Genomic DNA, 15,741 nt, shown 5'->3' on the forward strand with positions numbered 1-15,741 from the left:
ATGGGACGAGTCACCGCACGAACACCGGTCGTTCGAATCTCGGGTGATCGGGTCGTCACGCGCCCCGACACGCTGGCCGTCGAGGAACCACTCGAAATGAGAGTTGGCGGTCAGGTGCTGGCAGTGACGATGCGGACCCCCGGCAACGACGTCGATCTCGTGCACGGATTCCTTCTCAGCGAAGGTGTCATCGCCACCCGCGACGACGTGAGCGTCGTCCGCTACTGCGACGGCGTCGACGAATCCGGTGCGAACACGTACAACGTCCTCGACATCGCTCTCGCTCCCGGAGTGCCGTTGCCCGACCACACCACCGACCGCAACACCGTCGTCAGTTCCGCGTGCGGAGTGTGCGGCAAGACCTCGCTCGACGCCGTCCGAACCACGACGCGACATCCGCTGGTCGGTGACACGACTTCCGTCACCTCGACCATCCTGTCGGCCATGCCGGTCACACTGCGGGAGAGCCAACGGATCTTCGAGCGCACCGGTGGCCTGCACGCGGCCGGATTGTTCACCGCCACCGGCGAACTCCTTGCACTGCGCGAGGATGTCGGCCGTCACAACGCCGTCGACAAGGTGATCGGTTGGGCCATCACCGACGGCCGAGTGCCCCTCTACGACACGATCTTGATCGTCAGCGGGCGGGCGTCGTTCGAACTCGTCCAGAAGGCCGTCATGGCCGGCATTCCGATCCTCGGTGCTGTCTCCGCGCCGTCGTCGCTGGCCGTGGAACTAGCGCAGGAGTCCGGGCTGACTCTCGCCGGTTTCATCCGCGGCGATTCGATGAACGTCTACTCGCACCCGCACCGAGTCGAGGTCACGTCGAACTCGCACGCAACTGAGCCGACAGTCGCACAGCGGAGTTGACCTCCCCGTAGCCCTCGTATCCACCCACCCGCTGCACGACCTCGAAGAACAGGTCTCCCCCGACGGTCGGGGTGAACAGGTGGAAGAACTCGCCGTGAGCGTCCGCGTCGTAAAGAATTCCGGTGCTGCGCATCCGGTCGAGCAGTTCCGAATTCAGTCCGAAACGCGCGTCCAGATCGTCGTAGTAGTTCGGGGAAATGGGTAGCGGAGCAAATCCCCAGTCCTGCATGGACGCAGCGGCACCGAAGATGTTCTCACACGCGAAAGCGACGTGGCTGACGCCGCCGCGACGGACCGTCGGCAGCCCACTTCGACTTCCCTCCACCATGTTCAGCGAGATGCGCAGGGTATGTCCGTCACCGCCTTGAACGAGCGTGAGCGCCTGGCTTCGCATGAGGCCGACAGAATCGGTGACGTCCTGCCCCTCGTGTGGTTGCATCTCGAACACGGACCGCAGGAGCAGCATGATGCCGTCCCAGCTCTCGGCCGGAACCGCCAGTGCCACGTGGTCGATCCCGGTGAACACTGCGCCCTGTTCACGATTGCGCTCGGCGGGCAGCGGGTAGATCTCGAATGCCGATTCCCACGCTGCAGCGCTGCCGGGGCCACGAAGGTCGATCGATGTCGCATCGGTGACCTTCAGGCGTACGACGTCCGGTACCTCGGAGTTCTCGTCGCTCGACCCCGGCAACTGCACGCGCGTCGCCGGCACTTCGAGAGCCAGAGCGCGCTCTCCCCACACCTCGGGTTCGGTTGCCCGGATGCCGATCTGAGTGAGAACCGGTAGATCCGCAGGCAGCCCGGGCGCCGTCCACACCGTGCCCGCAGTCGCATCCACGGCAACGGTGAGCGGTCCGTGCCGCCACAACTGCAAATCGTGATCGTGGTGCCGTCCGACAAGATGAAAACCGACGCGGGAGAGCATCGAGTGCACCTGGTCCTGTTTCGCCGGACCCGCCGCGATTCGCAGAGACACGATTCCTTCGAGCGGTGTGCGCTCCGGGGCGGTGAACAGCGTGGGTCCACCGGCGGCAGGGTTCGCGGCGGCGACCTGTTCTTCCAGATGCAGGAGCGACCGATGAGCGTCGATTGCCGTCCGCTGGGTGTCGGCGCGGCGGAATACGTCGTTGAAGATCTCGAGCGACCACGGTCCGTCGTAACCGGTGGCGTAGACATGCTGAGCGAACGCATTGAGATCGAAGCTGCCCTGCCCCGGGAAGTTTCGGTGATGCCGGCTCCACTGGAGGATGTCCATCGCCAAGAACGGAGCGTCCGCCAACTGGAGGAAGAAGATCTTCTCGCCGGGAATCTCGCGAATTCCGGCGGGATCGTCACCGCGCGAGAGGATGTGAAAGCTGTCCAGACAGGTACCGAGCGAAGGATGGTCGACGCCCTCGACGATCTTCCACGCATGGCCGTACGTGTTGACGTGGGCACCCCACGCGAGCGCCTCATAGGCAACCTTCTTGCCGTGCTCGGACGCCAGTTCGGCGAGAGCTCCGAATTGCTCTGTCAACTGACCGTCATCGTGACTTGCGGTCGGCAGGGGCGAGGAGCACACCAGGAGCGTCTCGCACCCCAGTTGATCCATGAGCTCGAATTTGCGTTGCACTCGAACAAGATTCCGAGCAAATTGGGCCTCGTCCACCGTGTCGAAGTCACGGAACGGCTGATACAGATCGAGGGTCAAGCCCAGATCCGCAGCCCTCGTTCGTAATTCCTTCGGGGACCACGGCGAAGCAACAAAATCCGGCTCGAACACCTCGAAGCCGTCGAAGCCGGCAGCAGCGATGGCGTCGAGCTTCTCCTCGAGAGTGCCACTGAGCGATACCGTCGCGATCGACGTCCGGACCGGGGCACTCACAGCGCTGCCGCAGTCTGTTCGCCGTGTACAAGTTCCGTCATGTGCGCGAGCATGCGCTTACTGTCGGGCTCGATGCCCGTGAAGATCCGGAACGCGTCGACGGCCTGGAAGACAGTCATTCCGCCTCCGCTGAGCGTCGGGGCTCCGATCAACCTTGCCTGACGCAACAGTTCGGTTTCGAGTGGACGGTAGACGATTTCGGCCACCCACAGATCAGGGCGAAGCAGATCTGGCGAGAACGCCATTCCGGGATGAGCCGCCATTCCCATCGGCGTCGCGTGGATCAATCCGTTTGCCTTGCCGAGCACTTCGGCGAGGTCGCTCGTATGCCGCGCCTCGACAACCTGCGCCGGAAACTGCTGCGCGAAGGTTTGTGCAAGTTCCTGCGCGCGAGGCAGGCTCGAATCGACCAACGTCAGTGTCCCGACGCCACGGGTGAGCGCGGCATAGGCAACCGCCGCACCGGCTCCGCCGGCACCGAGCTGCACGACACGATCGAGCTGTGCTCCGGGAAGTCCGTCGTCGAAATTTCGGCCGAAGCCCGACCAATCGGTGTTGTGTCCGATCGCCTTGCCGGAGTCGAAGAGGACCGTGTTCACCGCGCCGAGCCGGCTCGCATCGGGCGAGAGCTCGTCGAGGTGCTCGATCACCAACTGCTTGCACGGGTGAGTGATGTTGAGGCCGCGGAACCCGAAACGTCGTGCATAGGTAAGAAGTTCACCGATGTCCGACGGCGCCATGCCCATCACGTCGAGATCGAGGATGCGGTAGACGTACGGAAGACCCTGTCTGCGCCCTTCTTCCTCGTGCATGATCGGAGTCAAAGAGGCTCCGATTCCGGTGCCGATCAGACCGCAGAGCATCGAATCGCTCATCAGTTCTTCCCTTCTCGGATGCAGACGAATTCGACTGCGGCGCTGTATCCGTCGATTCCCAATCCACAGATGACGGCGTCGGCGATGCCGGAGACATACGAGTGGTGACGGAATTCTTCGCGACTGTGGATGTTGCTGATGTGCACCTCCACGACGGGGGCATCGAGTGTGACCAGAGCGTCACGCAACGCAACGGAGGTATGCGAGTACCCACCGGGATTGATGACGATGCCCGCGACTCTTCCCCTGGCCTCGTGGATCCAATCGATCAGTTGGCCCTCGTGGTTCGACTGCCTTGCCTCGACCACCGCTCCGAACTTCGCGGCCGCCGCTTCACAGCGGGAAACGACGTCGTCCAGCGTGTCTCTCCCGTAGAACTCCGGTTGGCGCTGGCCCAACAAATTCAAGTTGGGCCCGTTGAGGACCAGGACCGGTAGAGATGAAGTCATCAGGGGCACCTCGGGGTTGACGCTCGAAACTAATGTACGAACTAGTGAGTTAGTTCACTGGACGTTACTCCCCCGACGCGGACTCGACAAGCAAAGTCGACAAACTGCTGACAGATAGAGTGAGCACATGGTTTCCGAGCAGTCAGTGAACTCCGTGGTGTCGAAGCCGGAGAAACGACGCCGAAACAGCGATCTGACCAGGGTGAACATCATCGCCGTCGCCACCGAGGAGTTTGCCGACAAAGGCTTTGCCGGCGCCCGAGTGGACGAGATCGCAACCAAGACTCACACCACCAAGCGCATGATCTACTACTACTTCACCGACAAGGAAGGGCTGTACAAGTCCGTCCTCGAACACGCGTACAGCGTCATTCGTGCGCAGGAACGTGAACTCGACCTCGAGGGATTGAAACCCACGGCAGCAGTCCGCGCCTTGGCCGAACTCACCTTCGACCACCACGAACAACACCCGAACTTCATTCGGCTGGTAGCCAACGAGAACATGCTCCGCGGTGAGCACATCGAGAAATCCGAGCTACTCAGCGGTCTCGGCGCCCCCGCCGCCGACCTGGTCTCGCAGATCCTCCACGACGGACAGCAGTCGGGAGCATTCCGCTCCGACGTAGATGCTCTCGATATTCACATGTTGATCAGCAGTTACTGCGTCTTTCGTATCGCCAATCGTTACACCTTCAAAGCGCTCTTCGACCGCGACCTGACCGACTCGACGCATCGTGAGCATCTTCGAACCATGCTCGGCGACATGGTTGTTGCCTTCCTGACCTCGAAGGCGCCGTCCTGACCCACCCCGAAGTCCGAAAAATCCCCCTACGGTGGTGAGTGGAACTCACAGCTGCCACCGGGAGGAATGACGTGACCGAGAATTACGTAGACGGGCTTTCACTCGAGGAGAAGGCGTCGTTGACGTCGGGCTCGGATTTCTGGCACAGCCAGTCCGTTCCCGGAATCGAATCGATACTCCTGACCGACGGTCCGCACGGAGTCCGGAAACAACCCGAGGGCGGCGACGCACTCGGACTCGGCCACAGCATTCCAGCGACATGTTTCCCACCGGCGGTCGGGTTGGGCTCGTCGTGGAACCTCGACCTCATCCGCCAGGTCGGTGAGGCTCTGGGCGACGAGGCCAAAGCCGAACAGGTCTCGGTCCTCCTCGGCCCAGGCATCAACATCAAACGATCACCCTTGTGTGGCAGGAATTTCGAATACGTCTCCGAGGACCCATTCCTCTCCGGCCGCGTCGCGGCAGCGCTGATCACCGGCATCCAGTCTCGCGGCGTCGGAACCTCGCTCAAGCACTTCGCTGCCAACAACCAAGAACACGACCGGATGAGAGTCAGTGCCGACGTCGACGAACGGACGCTGCGCGAGATCTATCTGGCCGGCTTCGAATACGCCGTCAAGACCGCGGCCCCGACGACGGTCATGTGCTCGTACAACAAGATCAACGGTGTGTACTCGAGCCAGAACCATTGGCTGCTCACCGAGGTACTCCGCGAACAGTGGGGCTTCGACGGCCTCGTCGTTTCGGACTGGGGAGCGGTCAACGACCGCGTGGCGGCACTCGCCGCGGGCCTCGACCTGGAAATGCCGCCGACCGGAACCGATACCCAGATCGTCGACGCCGTGCGCGGCGGCGACCTGGACGAATCAGTGCTCACCACTGCCGCCGAGCGCCTGGCGACGCTGGTGGCACGCACCGCCGCCGCGCGCACCGAAGGCCACACGTACGACGTCGAGCGTCACCACGAACTGGCACGGACCGCTGCAGCGGAGTCCGCTGTCTTGCTGGCCAACGACGGAGAACTACTGCCGCTGACCCCCGGCGGGCAAACCGTCGCGGTGATCGGCGAATTCGCGTGCAGCCCGCGGTACCAGGGAGCCGGCAGTTCACAGGTGGTCCCGACCAAGCTCGACAATGCCTTGGACGCGATCCTCGACCGCGAAGGCGCCGACCGCGTCACTTTCGCACCGGGCTTCACCTTCGACGGCATTCCGGACGACGACATGGTCACCGAGGCTGTCGACGCCGCACGCCGCGCCGACGTCGCGGTGCTGTTCCTCGGACTACCGTCCGCCACGGAATCCGAAGGATTCGACCGAACCGACATCGAACTGCCGGCTGACCAGATCGCCCTGCTGGAAGCGGTCCACGGCGCGAACCCGAACACGGTCGTCGTGCTCGCCAACGGCGGCGTGGTTTCGATCGAGCCTTGGAAGGATCATGCCGCCGCAATCCTCGAGGGCTGGCTACTCGGCCAGGCGGGCGGCTCGGCGATTGCCGATCTTCTGTTCGGCATCACGAATCCGTCCGGCCGCCTGACGGAGACCATTCCGCTTCGCCTCCAAGACAATCCGTCGTATCTGCATTTCCCGGGATCACAGCAGCACGTCCGCTACGGCGAAGGCCTGTACGTGGGATACCGCTACTACGACTCCGCGCTGCGCGAAGTGGCGTACCCGTTCGGGTTCGGGCTGAGCTACACCACCTTCGACATCACCGATACCTCCGTCGAGGCCGGTGAGAACTCCGCCGAAGTGACCGTCACCGTGCGCAACAGCGGCGACCGATCGGGCAGCACCGTCGTTCAGGTCTACGTCCACGACGCCTCGGCAAGCATCGATCGACCCGCGCAGGAATTGAAGGGCTTCGCCAAGGTCCACCTCGACCCCGACGAATCCGCGACTGTGACCATCACGCTCGACAGCAGGGCATTTGCCTATTGGTCTGTCACGGAAAAGGACTGGGCGATCGAGGCCGGCGACTACGAGATCCGCGTCGGCTTCTCGTCTCGGGACATCGCAACCACCGACACGATCACCCTGGCCGGGAACGTCGGCGTCGGCACGCTCGACGCCATGTCGACCATCGGCGAATGGCTCGCCCATCCCGTCGGCAGCGCAGTTCTCGGCGCCGCCATGGCTGCCGCAGCGGGCGACGGTGCACAGGCGGTCAGCCCCGAGATGATGGCACTCGCAGGCTCGATGCCGCTCGGAAAACTCGCCACCTTCGGCCTCGGGATCACCGAGGAACAGGTGGAGCAGTTGGTGGCGGCCGCAGCACAGCCGGCCTCCTAACTCTCTGAACTGCGGTTTCGACGAGCAGCGTGACCGCCAGTAGATTTTTATGAACTATTTGGTTAATAATCTTGTGTAGTTGCTGTGGCGTCGGTTACATTCCTTGTATCGCTCTCCGCACAGACGTTCTTTATACGAACACAATCGGCGGATGTAGAGCCTCCACGACGCTTCCACCCAGGAGATGAGCATGTCAGCTAGCACGGTTACACCGTCCGGGCCCGAGGCGGGATCCTTGGCAAGGCCGGATACGACCAAGGTCAAGCGCGCCGCAACGTCGTCGTTTCTCGGCAGCATGCTCGAGTACTACGACTTCTACATCTACGCCTCCGCCGCTGCGCTCATCTTCCCCACGGTGTTCTTCCCGGACAGCGGGCATGCGGCTCTACTTTCGCTGGCCACCTTCGGTGTCGCGTACGTCGCGCGTCCCCTCGGCGCTGTAGTCCTCGGCCATTTCGGTGACCGCGTCGGCCGCAAGAAGATCATGCTGCTCACGCTCATTCTGATGGGCGCAGCCACCTTCCTCATCGGATGTATTCCCAGCGCCGATTCGATCGGAGTTCTTGCACCGATCCTTCTCGTCCTGATGAGAATCGCCCAGGGCATCTCCGCTGCCGGTGAACAGAGCGGTGCCAGCTCACTGACGCTCGAACACGCCCCCGAAGGCCGACGCGCGTTCTTCTGCAGTTGGACCCTCAACGGCACCCAGGCCGGCTTCATCCTCGCCAGCCTCGTATTCCTGCCCATCGCCGCGCTCCCCGACGACATCCTTTACACGTGGGGCTGGCGAATCCCGTTCTGGGGCAGCCTGATCGTTCTGGTCGCGGCATACATCATGCGTCTCAAGCTCGAAGAGCCCGAAGAGTTCACCGAGCAGCAGGAATCCAAGACCGTCGCCAAATTGCCTGTTGCCGATCTTCTTCGCACCCACAGCGCAAATCTGATTCGCGTGATCTGCTGCGCTTTCATCGCCGTCGTCTCGACCATCTTCTCCGTCTTCGGTCTCGCTTTCGCCACCACCGAAGAAGTGGGGATTCCGAAGTCGACCATGCTCTGGGTTGCCATCGCAGCCAACGCCGTAGCCCTGCTCAGTCAGCCCGCCTGGGCGATGCTCTCCGACCGGATCGGTCGCAGGCCGCTGTTCATCGGTGGCGCCCTCGGTAGCGCGGTGTTCATCTACGTGTACTTCGGCGCAATCGCCAGCGGCAACGTTCCCCTGATCTTCCTCGCCGCAATCGGATTGATGTCCGTCTTCTACGCTGCCCCGAATGCCATCTGGCCGTCGTTCTACTCCGAGATGTTCAACACCAAGGTCCGCTACTCGGGCATTGCGATCGGCACCCAGGTCGGCTTCGCCCTCGCAGGCTTTGCCCCCGCCATCGGCAACGCCCTCATGGGCGGCGACAAGACACACTGGATGCCCGTTGCCATTCTGACTTCGGTGGCCTGCGTCATCTGCGCGCTCTCGGCGTTCACCGCCAAGGAGACGTTCCGCACTCCCCTCAAGGAACTCGGCAACCCGATCTAGCCGAATACCCGACAGACATCCTGCACGAACCACTGTGTTGCACGAACCACTGTGTTGCACGAACCACTGTGGCCCGGCATCTCGCGAGAGATACCGGGCCACAGTCGTTTTGAAGTTCTACGCCGTCTTGTCGCGACGCTCGCCACGTTCCGGCTTACGCGGAACGATGGTCGGAAGTACGTTGTCGTTGACGGTCTCCGCGGTGACGACCACCTTTTCGACGTCGTCACGGCTGGGAATGTCGTACATCACGGGAAGAAGAACCTCTTCCATGATGGCGCGCAGGCCACGAGCGCCGGTTCCACGCAAGATCGCCTGATCGGCGATAGCGTCGAGCGCTTCTTCGGTGAACTCGAGCTCGACGCCGTCCATGTCGAACAGGCGACGGTACTGCTTGACGAGAGCGTTCTTGGGCTCCGACAAGATCTGAACGAGCGATTCCTTGTCGAGGTTGGTCACCGACGCGATCATCGGCAAACGGCCGATGAACTCGGGAATCAGACCGAACTTGATCAAATCCTCCGGCATGACCTCGGCGAAACGATCGACCGTATCCAGTTCGGCCTTCGACCGAACCTCGGCACCGAATCCGATACCGCGCTTGCCGACACGATCGGAGACGATCCGCTCGAGACCTGCGAAAGCGCCCGCGACGATGAACAGCACGTTCGTGGTGTCGATCTGAATGAATTCCTGGTGCGGATGCTTACGGCCACCCTGCGGCGGGACGCTCGCCTGCGTACCTTCGAGGATCTTCAGCAACGCCTGCTGAACGCCTTCGCCGGAGACGTCACGCGTGATCGACGGGTTCTCGCTCTTACGGGCGATCTTGTCGACCTCGTCGATGTAGATGATTCCGGTCTCGGCGCGCTTGACGTCGTAGTCGGCAGCCTGAATCAGTTTGAGCAGAATGTTCTCGACGTCCTCACCGACGTAACCGGCCTCGGTCAACGCCGTCGCGTCAGCGATGGCGAACGGGACGTTGAGCATCTTCGCGAGAGTCTGAGCGAGATACGTCTTGCCACAGCCGGTGGGGCCGAGCATCAATATGTTGGATTTCGCGAGCTCAACCGTCTCACCCCGCGCGTCACGGCCCTTGTCGCCGGCCTGAATGCGCTTGTAGTGGTTGTAGACGGCCACGGCCAACGTCCGCTTGGCGGAGTCCTGACCGATGACGTAGTTCTCGAGGAATTCTCGGATCTCCGCAGGCTTGGGAAGCTCGTCGAGCTTGACCTCGCTCGATTCGGCCAATTCCTCTTCGATGATCTCGTTGCAGAGGTCGATGCACTCGTCGCAGATGTACACCCCGGGTCCTGCAATGAGCTTTTTGACCTGCTTCTGACTCTTACCGCAGAAAGAGCACTTGAGCAGATCCCCGCCGTCGCCGATGCGTGCCATCTCGTGAGGTCCCTACTTTCCATCATGTACGTGCACTCGCCGCCACTCGATCGGTCGAGACGCTCCGCAGTACTTCGGTAGTTGTCAGATCAGACAAACTGATCGAACAAATCTGGTCGAACAATCGCAGAACGCCGGTCGAGAACCAGCCCGTGAAGTGACGGTACCCGCAGATCCCGAACGGGGTCGACCTGTTCTCGGCGTTTCGTCTGCGGATAAAAAAGAAAAGAGTCGAGATTTCAGCCTGGCAAGCGCTCCACCAGGCACTTCTCGACGTGTCCGCCTCGTGTCGGGAATCGGGTAACAGATCCTCGACACGAGGCGGAAATCGACTACTTCTGTGCGCTGAGCTTCCGGTAAGCCAGCACGTCGTCGATGATGCCGTACTCCTTGGCCTGCTCGGCCGTGAGGATCTTGTCGCGATCGGTGTCGACGCGGATGGTCTCCGGATCCTTACCCGTGTGCAGCGACAGCGTGCTCTCCATGAGCCGACGCATACGCTCGATCTCCGCAGCCTGGATCTCCAGATCGGAAACCTGACCCTGGATGCCGCCCGTAGCCGGCTGGTGGATCAGAATGCGCGAGTTGGGGAGCGCGAAGCGCTTGCCCGGCGTACCGCCGGCCAGAAGCACGGCAGCTGCCGAAGCAGCCTGACCGAGGCAGACGGTGGAAATGTCGGCACGGACGTACTGCATCGTGTCGTAGATCGCCATCAGCGCGGTGAAAGAACCACCGGGCGAGTTGATGTACATCGTGATGTCGCGGTCCGGATCCTGCGATTCGAGAACGAGCAACTGCGCCATGAGGTCGTTGGCGGACACGTCGTCGACCTGCGAGCCGAGGAAGATGATGCGCTCCTCGAACAGCTTGTTGTACGGGTCGGACGTCTTGACGCCGTAGCTGGTCTGCTCCGTGAACTGGGGCAGGATGTAACGCGATTGGGGGCCCGACGGCGCCTGGCCGCCCAGCGAGTTAGCTCCGAAAAGATTGGTCATCAGTTCTCCAAAGTATGAATTGGGCAGCGAAAGGACGGGCGAACCGGCTCAGTTGCCGGTGCCGCCGGCCTGATTCGCACGGGAGACGACGTGGTCGACGAAGCCGTACTCGAGAGCTTCCTTCGCCGTGAACCAACGGTCACGATCGGAGTCCGCGGTGATCTGCTCGACCGTCTGGCCGGTGTGCTGAGCAATCAGCTCGGCCATTTCGCGCTTGGTGTGCTTGAACTGCTCGGCCATGATCGCGATGTCACTGGCGGAACCACCGATGCCGGCGGACGGCTGGTGCATCATGATGCGGGCGTGAGGCAGTGCGTAGCGCTTGCCCTTGGTGCCTGCCGAGAGCAGGAACTGACCCATCGACGCCGCAAGGCCCATGCCGAAGGTGGCGATGTCGCACTCGGCGAACTGCATCGTGTCGAAGATCGCCATACCTGCGGTCACGGATCCACCGGGCGAGTTGATGTAGAGCGAGATGTCTCGCGTCGGGTCCTCGGCCGAGAGCAGCAGGATCTGTGCGCACAGCTTGTTGGCGATGTCGTCGTCGACCTGGGTACCGAGGAAAATGATGCGCTCTCGCAGCAAGCGCTCGTACACCGAGTCGCTGAGGTTCAACCCAGCGGTCGCTGAAGTCATGGCGGGACTCTGCAAAGTCTCCAGGTGATTGGAAGTCACGGTACCTGCCTTCTATGTGGATCTACTTGTGCGGTGGATCGTCTATGCGAAACACTTCTACTGACACAGACAGTAACGAAGTAGGGCGGCACCGGAGTCCCGGTGCCGCCCTACTTCGCTCAAAGCGGAAAACTCAGTGCAGTCGATCGTGGTGAAAACACCCGTCCGCCTGCGTTTTTACTTGTCTTCGCTCTCGGCGGAATCAGACTCGTCCGCTTCGGTTTCGGCCTCACTGCTGCCGAACAGCTCTGCGGTGTCGACAACTGCGCCGGAGGTGTCCTTGACACCGGCCGACTCGACGACGGACGCGAGAGCCTTGCCACGACGGACGTCTGCGAAGACGGCGCCGAGCTGGTTGGCCTGCTGGATCTGCTGGATGAACTGCTCAGGAGCCATGCCGTAACGCTGCGCCTGGAACAGGATGCGCTCGGTGAGCTCGTCCTGACCGACGGTGACGTTGCCCGCATCGGCAATCGAGTCGAGCAAGAGCTGCGTCTTGACGGAGCGCTCAGCGGCTTCCTGTGCATCCTTGTCGAACTCTTCGCGGCTGCTGCCCTGCTCTTCGAGGAGCTTGTTCAGTGCCTCTTCGTCGTGATCGAGACCGTGAACGGCGTCGTGCAAAGCAGCGTCGACCTCAGCCTTGACGACGGCCTCCGGCAGCGGAACCTCGACGGTCTCGAGCAGCTGCTCGAGAACCTTGTCGCGGATCTGACCGGCCTGCTCGACCTTGCGGACGCGTGCGACGCGCTCACGGAGGTCAGCCTTCAGTTCTTCCAGGGTGTCGAACTCGCTGGCGAGCTGAGCGAACTCGTCGTCCTCAGCCGGAAGCTCGCGCTCCTTGACCGTCTGCACGGTCACGGTGACAACAGCTTCCTTGCCTGCGTACTCGCCGGCGACCAGCGTCGACGTGAAGTCCTTGGACTCCCCCGCCTTGAGGCCGATGATGGCTTCGTCGAGGCCCTCGATGAGCTGGCCCGAACCGACCTCGTGCGACAGTCCGCTCGCGGTTGCCTCGGCAACGTTCTCGCCGTCGACGGTGGCCGACAGATCGATGGAGACGAAGTCGCCGTCCTCGACTGCGCGGTCGACGCCGGTGAGGGTGCCGAAACGCTGACGCAGCGAAAGCAGCTGCTCTTCGATGGCTTCGTCGGTGATCTCGATCGGATCGACCTCGACGTTGATGGAGCTGAAGTCAGGGAGCTCGATCTCGGGGCGCACGTCGACCTCGGCGGTGAACTCGAGGAGCTCGCCGTCTTCGATCTTGGTGACCTCGATCTCGGGCTGGCCGATGGCCTTCACGCCGGCGCTGGTGACAGCCTCGGAGTAACGCGACGGCAGAGCGTCGTTGACGACCTGCTCGAGCACAGCGCCGCGACCGACACGCGCTTCGAGGAGGCGGGCCGGAGCCTTGCCGGGACGGAAGCCGGGGAGACGAATCTGCTGCGCGAGGGCCTTGTAGGCCTTGTCGAAATCAGACTTGAGTTCCGCGAAGGGCACCTCAACGTTGATACGGACTCGCGTCGGGCTGAGCTGCTCGACGGTGCTCTTCACGAAACTTCGCTCCTTCGTCTGGTCTTGCTCACAACTTGTGTTGAATCGGTACTGCTGTCTGGCGCGGCACTTCACTCCCGGACTTACTGGAGGTGAAGTGCCATGTACGTACTTGTCGGGATGACAGGATTTGAACCTGCGACCCTCCGCTCCCAAAGCGGATGCGCTACCAAGCTGCGCTACATCCCGTTTCCGATCACATGAAACACACGATACGGCCATCCGAGGCCACTAAGACAGCGGGCCACAAAGGCAGCCACCATCGGTGACCGCGCACAACCCTATCGCGCTCACTACTCTCTCACGAACCCGACCGCCATTTGTACACGGCCCGGCTGTCGACCCCGTCAGTATGTCATCCGACGGCAGCCACATACGGCAGCCACATACAGCCTTGCCTCAACTGCCATTCAGAGCCGGAATCAGAAGTCGCGCCTGCGGCCGAGACACCCCGACTCGCCGAGCAATTCGCCAATTCCCCAGGTGAACGACGGTCTCGAACTTCTCCGACCCCCCGATTATGAAATCCGGTGGGGCATTGGGTACAGTTTCGTATCGCAGACGACGAACACGGCGATCCCGAGTTGTCGTATGCACGGGGATGTAGCTCAATGGTAGAGCCTCAGTCTTCCAAACTGATCACGCGGGTTCGATTCCCGTCATCCCCTCCATCAGGAGGGAAACTCCACAAAAGATCCGCATCGGCCCAGCCGGTGCGGATTTTTTGTATTCCGACTTTGTCCACTCAGACCACTCCCCTGCGGTCCGTATCCTGGAGTTGTCCGGATCGATTCTGCTCGGGAGGCCACGTGACCACGATTCTTCTCATACTCGTCGTTCTGGCCGTAGTCGTATTCCTGGTCATGAAAAGCCAGCAACGCGGTTCCGGCCACAGCGCAACACAACTCGACGATGCGAAAGCCGATGCCCGGCAGTCGATCGAACGCCTCGGCGGTCAGGTCTACAACCTGACCGGCAGTGACGACGCGTCGCGCCAAGCCCTCGCCGACGCGGCCGAACGGTACAACGCCGCAGGCTCGCAGATCGATCAGGCCGCAACGCCGGTCCAAGCACGTCTCGCGAAACAGACTGCACTGGAAGGGCTTTACTACATCCGCGCGGCACGGGTGGCGATGGGCATGGATCCGGGACCGGAAGTTCCTTCCATCGACGGACAGAAGGCTGCCGGTTCGGTCACCGAAGACCGTGAGGTCGAATTCGAGGGCCGCAAGGTCGCCGCATCACCCAATCCGTCGTCGCACACACCCAACTACTACCCCGGCGGCCGAGTCGCCGGACGCCCGGTCCCGGCCGGCTGGTACTCCGAACCCTGGTGGAAGCCTGCACTCGTCGCCGGCGCCTGGGGTCTGGGTTCGATGATGCTGTTCTCGACCATGTTCTCCGGCATGGCCGGGGTTCCTTACGGCGCAGAGGCTTTCGCCCAGGGTGGCGATCCCGGCGCCGACACAGGCTCCGGTGACTCGGGAGATCAGGGTATGGACGCCGGTGATCCCGGCGCCGACCAAGGAAGTATCGACAACACGGACTACACCGCTGACGGCGGAAGCGACTGGTCTGGTGGCGACGGAGGCGGAATGGATTTCGGGGGCGGCGGGGACTTCGGCGGCTTCGACTTCTAAGCCGACTGACACACCGGGCACCAGAACAGGTTTCGTGCCTTCATGACGGAATGCAGGATCGGTGTGCCGCACACGCGGCACGGCGATCCTGCTCTTCTGTAGACATAGGTACGCGGACGATCCTTCGCGTACGCCGGATCTCCGTTGTCGTGCTCGGCGCGAACGACGTGCATCTTCCCCCGTCTGACGCCGACTTTCATCAATTCGACTAGGTCTGCCCACATGGCGGTCCACTCGCCGTGAGAGACGAGATTTCCCGGTCGTTCAGGGTTGATTCCGTGACGAAAGAGAAGTTCGGCGCGATAGACGTTGCCGACACCCGCCAGGACCGCCTGGTCCATCAGCAGGGCGCCGATTGCCGTCTTGGACTTGGAGATTCGCAACCAGGCCTTCTCTGGATCCGCGTCGCGGCGCAGTGGGTCCGGCCCGAGTCTGGCCTCGATCGCGGCGACCTGAGGAGGTAGCAGGACTTCGCAGGCGGTGGGACCACGAAGGTCGGTGCCGAAATCGGCACCGACCATACGCATCCGGACCTGACCTACCGGTTCTTCCATCGGCAGGGCGGCGTCGGTGAACTTTCCGTACAACCCGAGGTGTACGTGAACTGTCAGACCGTTGTCGTACGTGTGCCAGAGGTGCTTTCCCCAGGCATCCGAGGACGTGAGTACGTGTCCGTCCACCAGGCGCGCATCCTCGGCGAATCTGCCTTGCGGACTGAGGACGCGGACCGGTGAACCGACGAACTTGCGGGCATGCAACCGTGCCAGCCGGTGCAGGGTATGACCTTCAGGCACGGAACA

General features: G+C 62.2%; 13 protein-coding genes and 2 tRNA genes. 6 read left to right on the top strand and 9 right to left on the bottom strand.

Annotation, left to right across the window (positions count from 1 at the left end):
* Positions 1-870, top strand: coding sequence for a formate dehydrogenase accessory sulfurtransferase FdhD (fdhD, locus tag M0639_RS18345; protein ID WP_003944453.1), 870 nt, complete (start codon positions 1-3; stop codon positions 868-870).
* Here fdhD and M0639_RS18350 read toward each other — a convergent pair.
* The 3 genes from M0639_RS18350 to aroQ are packed head-to-tail and all read right to left on the bottom strand — an operon-like array spanning position 821 to position 4,058.
* Entirely contained in the window at positions 821-2,734 is a 1,914-nt protein-coding gene (locus tag M0639_RS18350; RefSeq protein ID WP_058227173.1) for a sugar phosphate isomerase/epimerase and 4-hydroxyphenylpyruvate domain-containing protein, read from the bottom strand. The two genes, fdhD and M0639_RS18350, sit on opposite strands and share 50 nt — an antisense overlap.
* Positions 2,731-3,609, bottom strand: coding sequence for a shikimate dehydrogenase (locus tag M0639_RS18355; protein ID WP_054187687.1), 879 nt, complete (start codon positions 3,607-3,609; stop codon positions 2,731-2,733). Before M0639_RS18355 ends, M0639_RS18350 begins: the two co-directional genes overlap by 4 nt.
* Positions 3,609-4,058, bottom strand: a complete 450-nt coding sequence (gene aroQ, locus M0639_RS18360) for a type II 3-dehydroquinate dehydratase (protein ID WP_058227172.1) — start codon at positions 4,056-4,058, stop codon at positions 3,609-3,611. Before aroQ ends, M0639_RS18355 begins: the two co-directional genes overlap by 1 nt.
* Positions 4,059-4,185: 127 nt before the next feature.
* Here aroQ and M0639_RS18365 point away from each other — a divergent pair, with 127 nt between their 5' ends.
* The 3 genes from M0639_RS18365 to M0639_RS18375 all read left to right on the top strand — a co-directional run bounded on the left by M0639_RS18365 (position 4,186) and on the right by M0639_RS18375 (position 8,682).
* Positions 4,186-4,860: a TetR/AcrR family transcriptional regulator gene (locus M0639_RS18365; protein WP_007730968.1), complete on the top strand. Its 675-nt coding sequence runs from the start codon at positions 4,186-4,188 to the stop codon at positions 4,858-4,860.
* A 71-nt stretch (positions 4,861-4,931) separates the two neighbouring features.
* Entirely contained in the window at positions 4,932-7,154 is a 2,223-nt protein-coding gene (locus M0639_RS18370; protein WP_064074828.1) for a glycoside hydrolase family 3 C-terminal domain-containing protein, read from the top strand.
* 190 nt (positions 7,155-7,344) lie between these two features.
* The gene (locus tag M0639_RS18375; protein WP_042450291.1) at positions 7,345-8,682 is read left to right on the top strand and encodes an MFS transporter; all 1,338 of its coding nucleotides are present in this window, start codon (positions 7,345-7,347) and stop codon (positions 8,680-8,682) included.
* A gap of 117 nt (positions 8,683-8,799) precedes the next feature.
* Here the strand turns inward: M0639_RS18375 and clpX are convergent, their stop codons facing one another.
* From clpX to M0639_RS18400, 5 genes are all read right to left on the bottom strand, one after another.
* The gene (gene clpX, locus M0639_RS18380; RefSeq protein ID WP_003944582.1) at positions 8,800-10,080 is read right to left on the bottom strand and encodes an ATP-dependent Clp protease ATP-binding subunit ClpX; all 1,281 of its coding nucleotides are present in this window, start codon (positions 10,078-10,080) and stop codon (positions 8,800-8,802) included.
* Between the two features lie 332 nt (positions 10,081-10,412).
* The gene (locus M0639_RS18385; RefSeq protein ID WP_003944539.1) at positions 10,413-11,075 is read right to left on the bottom strand and encodes an ATP-dependent Clp protease proteolytic subunit; all 663 of its coding nucleotides are present in this window, start codon (positions 11,073-11,075) and stop codon (positions 10,413-10,415) included.
* A 48-nt stretch (positions 11,076-11,123) separates the two neighbouring features.
* Positions 11,124-11,711 (bottom strand): ATP-dependent Clp protease proteolytic subunit, encoded by a 588-nt coding sequence (locus M0639_RS18390; RefSeq protein WP_007730960.1) that lies wholly within the window; start codon positions 11,709-11,711, stop codon positions 11,124-11,126.
* Between the two features lie 216 nt (positions 11,712-11,927).
* Positions 11,928-13,301 (bottom strand): trigger factor, encoded by a 1,374-nt coding sequence (gene tig / locus M0639_RS18395; RefSeq protein WP_007730958.1) that lies wholly within the window; start codon positions 13,299-13,301, stop codon positions 11,928-11,930.
* 115 nt (positions 13,302-13,416) lie between these two features.
* A tRNA-Pro gene (locus M0639_RS18400) sits at positions 13,417-13,490 on the bottom strand.
* A gap of 408 nt (positions 13,491-13,898) precedes the next feature.
* Between M0639_RS18400 and M0639_RS18405 the strand changes: the two genes are divergently transcribed.
* Together M0639_RS18405 and M0639_RS18410 are read left to right on the top strand one after the other, a co-directional pair.
* A tRNA-Gly gene (locus M0639_RS18405) sits at positions 13,899-13,972 on the top strand.
* A gap of 192 nt (positions 13,973-14,164) precedes the next feature.
* Positions 14,165-14,941, top strand: coding sequence for a hypothetical protein (locus M0639_RS18410; protein ID WP_047270838.1), 777 nt, complete (start codon positions 14,165-14,167; stop codon positions 14,939-14,941).
* On the opposite strand, the gene M0639_RS18415 is transcribed toward M0639_RS18410, so the two are convergent.
* Positions 14,938-15,735: an Fpg/Nei family DNA glycosylase gene (locus M0639_RS18415; protein ID WP_003944531.1), complete on the bottom strand. Its 798-nt coding sequence runs from the start codon at positions 15,733-15,735 to the stop codon at positions 14,938-14,940. The two genes, M0639_RS18410 and M0639_RS18415, sit on opposite strands and share 4 nt — an antisense overlap.
* Positions 15,736-15,741 lie beyond the last annotated feature (6 nt).

Origin of the sequence: Rhodococcus qingshengii JCM 15477 (assembly GCF_023221595.1) — a bacterium.
In the GTDB taxonomy this organism is placed as follows: domain Bacteria; phylum Actinomycetota; class Actinomycetes; order Mycobacteriales; family Mycobacteriaceae; genus Rhodococcus_F; species Rhodococcus_F qingshengii.

Coding starts and splice junctions, on each gene's coding strand:
- fdhD (WP_003944453.1), top strand. CDS start 1: ATGGGACGAGTCACCGCACGAACACCGGTCGTTCGAATCTCGGGTGAT.
- M0639_RS18355 (WP_054187687.1), bottom strand. CDS start 3,609: ATGAGCGATTCGATGCTCTGCGGTCTGATCGGCACCGGAATCGGAGCC.
- aroQ (WP_058227172.1), bottom strand. CDS start 4,058: ATGACTTCATCTCTACCGGTCCTGGTCCTCAACGGGCCCAACTTGAAT.
- M0639_RS18365 (WP_007730968.1), top strand. CDS start 4,186: ATGGTTTCCGAGCAGTCAGTGAACTCCGTGGTGTCGAAGCCGGAGAAA.
- M0639_RS18375 (WP_042450291.1), top strand. CDS start 7,345: ATGTCAGCTAGCACGGTTACACCGTCCGGGCCCGAGGCGGGATCCTTG.
- clpX (WP_003944582.1), bottom strand. CDS start 10,080: ATGGCACGCATCGGCGACGGCGGGGATCTGCTCAAGTGCTCTTTCTGC.
- M0639_RS18385 (WP_003944539.1), bottom strand. CDS start 11,075: ATGACCAATCTTTTCGGAGCTAACTCGCTGGGCGGCCAGGCGCCGTCG.
- M0639_RS18390 (WP_007730960.1), bottom strand. CDS start 11,711: ATGACTTCAGCGACCGCTGGGTTGAACCTCAGCGACTCGGTGTACGAG.
- M0639_RS18410 (WP_047270838.1), top strand. CDS start 14,165: ATGAAAAGCCAGCAACGCGGTTCCGGCCACAGCGCAACACAACTCGAC.